The organism is Mesorhizobium sp. M2C.T.Ca.TU.002.02.1.1 (assembly GCF_003997225.1).
This window is the reverse complement of the sequence record NZ_RZTO01000663.1, coordinates 1-3,455: the sequence shown is the minus strand read 5'-3', so window position 1 is coordinate 3,455 and position 3,455 is coordinate 1. Positions and strand designations below refer to the sequence as shown.

The 3,455-nt window shown below is 68.1% G+C and carries 4 protein-coding genes; 2 read left to right on the top strand and 2 right to left on the bottom strand.

What is annotated here, in order from left to right; all coding sequences use genetic code 11:
- Positions 1-261: 261 nt before the first annotated feature.
- Together EOD07_RS27095 and hemC are read right to left on the bottom strand one after the other, a co-directional pair.
- Complete coding sequence (locus tag EOD07_RS27095; protein ID WP_127237583.1) at positions 262-975, bottom strand: uroporphyrinogen-III synthase; 714 nt, start codon at positions 973-975, stop codon at positions 262-264.
- 1 nt (position 976) lies between these two features.
- Entirely contained in the window at positions 977-1,900 is a 924-nt protein-coding gene (gene hemC / locus EOD07_RS27090) for a hydroxymethylbilane synthase (protein ID WP_127237582.1), read from the bottom strand.
- Positions 1,901-2,002: 102 nt separating this feature from the next.
- On the opposite strand from hemC, the gene tsaD reads away from it, so the two are divergent.
- Positions 2,003-3,088 carry a tRNA (adenosine(37)-N6)-threonylcarbamoyltransferase complex transferase subunit TsaD gene (tsaD, locus tag EOD07_RS27085; RefSeq protein WP_206519568.1) on the top strand — a complete coding sequence of 362 codons (1,086 nt, stop codon included), beginning with the start codon at positions 2,003-2,005 and terminating at the stop codon, positions 3,086-3,088.
- Positions 3,085-3,455 (top strand): NAD(P)-binding domain-containing protein (locus EOD07_RS27080; RefSeq protein WP_164772568.1); only part of this gene is annotated, 371 nt, incomplete at its 3' end. The genes tsaD and EOD07_RS27080, both read left to right, overlap by 4 nt.

Genomic DNA, 3,455 nt, shown 5'->3' with positions numbered 1-3,455 from the left:
GAGTTCGATGGTCACCGGCTCGCGCCGGGTCTTCGAATGTCGCATCTTCGGCGTCTTGACCATGCTTGGGCTCCGCAAAATGGCTGATCAATGGGTCCAGAGCGTCAGGATGCTCTAGCACATCACCAAGCGGTGAAAAGGGGCGGTGTGATGACGCGGCCTAGAGCAATTCCAGGAAAAGTGTGAGCGGTTTTCCGTCCGGAATTGCGTAAAAACAAAGAGCTAGGGCATTTCACCGTTTCCGTGAAACGGTGAAATGCCCTAGCGCGGTTGCGACAAAAGCGCGAGCAACGCGTCTTCCTCGGGTTTGGCTGCGATGCGGACCCTGTTGCCGGCGACCCCTTGCATCGGCTGGGCGACACGCGTCGAGAGCGCCAGGAATTCCGCTTTTTCAAAGAGATGCCGTAGCGTCGGCCGCGCCATCAGGTCAACCAGCGCCAAGCTGGCCTTGGCCGAATAGAGCAGCGCGGCCTCCACCGGCCGGCCCGACAGGCGGGCGACCACATCGGCGTCGTCATAGTCGATCGCCGTTGTGTCGTAGGTCTCGATCGCCTGGACATGCACGCCCGCCGCACTCAGCCGATGCTCGAACACCGGGAAGCGAACGCGGCCGCACAGATAGACGATTGCCTTGCCGGCAAGGCCGCCGGCGATCGCATCTGCCAGCGCCTCGGCGTCGCCAGGCCCCTCCATGACGGCGAGAAATCCCGCCGCGCGGCAGGCTTCGGCCGTCCTTTTCCCGACCGCGTGGCAAGGCAGGCGCGCAAGCGCCACGATCAGCGCTCGCGGCGCATGCCGCACGGCATTGGCGCTGGTGACAGTGACCGCGGCGGCATCGCCGCCGATGGCCGCCTCGACCGGCAAAGCGGCCGTTTCGGTCAGCGGCAGCAGGATGGGCTGAAATCCCTCGGCGTCGAGGCGTCGTGCCGTGCGCGACGCGCCGGGCTCCGGCCTCGTCACCAGGACGCGGACCATGTCAGGCCCAGCCGTCGAAGAATTTAGCACCAGCCCTGGCGCGAACCGTGCGCGCGGCGTCCAGGCCTATCTCCGCCGCGTCCGCGGCCTCGCCCTCCAGCCGAACCTCGTGCGATTCGGTGCCATCGGGCGAGATGATCAGCCCGTCAAAGGACAGTTTTTCGCCCGCTACCGTCGCATGGCCGGCGATCGGCGTGCGGCACGAGCCGTCAAGCGCGGCAAGAAAGGCGCGCTCACAGGTGAGCGCCTGGCCGGTTGGCACATGATGGATCGCCGCCAGCATCCTCTCGACGTCGCGGTCGCCGATGCGCGTTTCGATGCCGATCGCGCCTTGTCCCGGCGCCGGCGGAAAATCCTCGAGCGGCATCAGGTCTGTGACGACATGTTCGAGCCCGAGCCGCTTCAGCCCGGCATAGGCGAGGATCGTGCCCTCGGCAACGCCTTCGTCGAGCTTGCGCAGCCTGGTCTGCACATTGCCGCGGAAGATCACCACCTCGAAATCCGGCCGCATGCGGCGAAGCAGCGCCTGGCGCCGCAGCGACGACGACCCGACCACCGCACCGCGCGGCAAGTCGGCGATCCGCTTCACCCGCTTGCCGATGAAAGCGTCGCGGGCGTCCTCGCGCGGCAGGAACGTGACGAGCTCCAGCCCGTCGGGCAGCACCGTCGGCATATCCTTCGACGAATGCACCGCGATGTCGATGCGGCCGTCGAGCAGCGCTTCCTCGATTTCCTTGGTGAACAGGCCCTTGCCGCCGGCTTCCGAGAGCGGCCGGTCCTGGATGCGGTCGCCGCTGGTCGAGATCGGCACCACCTCGAACGCCTGCTCTGGCAGTCCATGCGCCTGCATCAGCCGCGCCCGCGTCTCATGCGCCTGGGCCAGCGCCAACGGGCTGCCGCGTGTTCCGATTTTCAAAGTTTGCATGGCGCGCGGTCCGTGATAACCCCCGGGCAGCTTGAGGTCTGCCGGGCCTTTTCCTAATTGGGATTGGCCGGTGATACAATCTTTGAGGCTAGCGACCAATTGATCCGCGTTCTGGGCATTGAGACGAGCTGCGACGAGACGGCGGCCAGCGTGGTGGCGCTGGACGGCGCTTCCGCGCCCGAAATCCTGTCCAACATCGTGCTCAGCCAGATCGAGGAGCACGCGGCCTTCGGCGGCGTCGTGCCGGAGATCGCCGCGCGTGCCCATGTCGAGGCGCTGGACGGTATCGTCGAGGCAGCGCTCGCCGATTCATCCGTATCGCTCGACGAGGTCGACGCCATCGCCGCCACCGCTGGTCCCGGACTGGTCGGCGGGCTGATCGTCGGCCTGATGACGGCCAAGGCGATCGCCGCCGCCGCCAATAAACCGCTGATCGCCATCAACCACCTCGAAGGCCACGCGCTGACGGCGCGGCTGACCGATGGGCTCGACTTCCCCTACCTCCTGCTGCTCGTCTCCGGCGGTCACACCCAGATCGTCGCGGTGCGCGGCGTCGGCGACTACCAGCGCTGGGCGACGACCATCGACGACGCGCTGGGCGAGGCCTTCGACAAGACGGCCAAGATGCTCGGCCTGCCCTATCCCGGCGGCCCGAATGTCGAGAAGGCGGCGGCCAAAGGCGATGCAAGCCGCTTTGCCTTCCCGCGCCCGATGAAGGGCTCGGCTCAGCCCGACTTCTCCTTCTCCGGCCTGAAGACCGCGGTGCGCCAGGCGGCAACCGCGATCGCGCCGCTGAGCGACCAGGACGTGGCCGACATCTGTGCCTCCTTCCAGGCGGCGGTGGCGGACGCGCTGGGGGATCGTGTCGGCCGCGCCCTTGCCCGCTTCCGCCAGGAATTTCCGGGCCAGGCAAAGCCGGCGCTGGTCGTCGCCGGCGGCGTCGCCGCCAACCGCACCATCAAGGCGACGCTTGAAGCGCTTTGTTCCAAAGCCGGCTTCGCCTTCGTGGCGCCACCGCAAAAGCTCTGCACCGACAACGCGGCGATGATCGCCTGGGCCGGCATAGAGCGGCTGCGCGCCGGCATCGCCGACGAAAACGCCGCCGACTTCGTGCCGCGCTCGCGCTGGCCGCTCGACAGCGTTTCGGCGCCATTGGTCGGCTCGGGCCGACGCGGTGCCAAGGCATGAGCGCGAAGGGGGCGAGCGGCAGGAAGCCGGGCAGCGGCTGGCGCGTCGCGGTGCTGGGCGGCGGCGCCTGGGGCACGGCGCTGGCGCTGGCTACGCTGCGCGCCGGCCATGATGTCCGGCTCTATGCACGCGACTCCGAAACCGTCGTCGCCATCGCCCGCGGCGAGAACCCGCGCTATTTGCCCGGCATTAGGATCGAGCCCGGCATCGCGGCCACCAGCGATATGGCCGAGGCGCTCGACGGCGCCGACTGCGTGCTCGCCGTGACGCCGGCGCAGTCGCTGCGCGCTGTGCTCGCTGGCGCGCGAAGCCACGTTCCTGCAGGCGTGCCGCTGGTGCTCTGCGCCAAGGGCATCGAACGCGACAC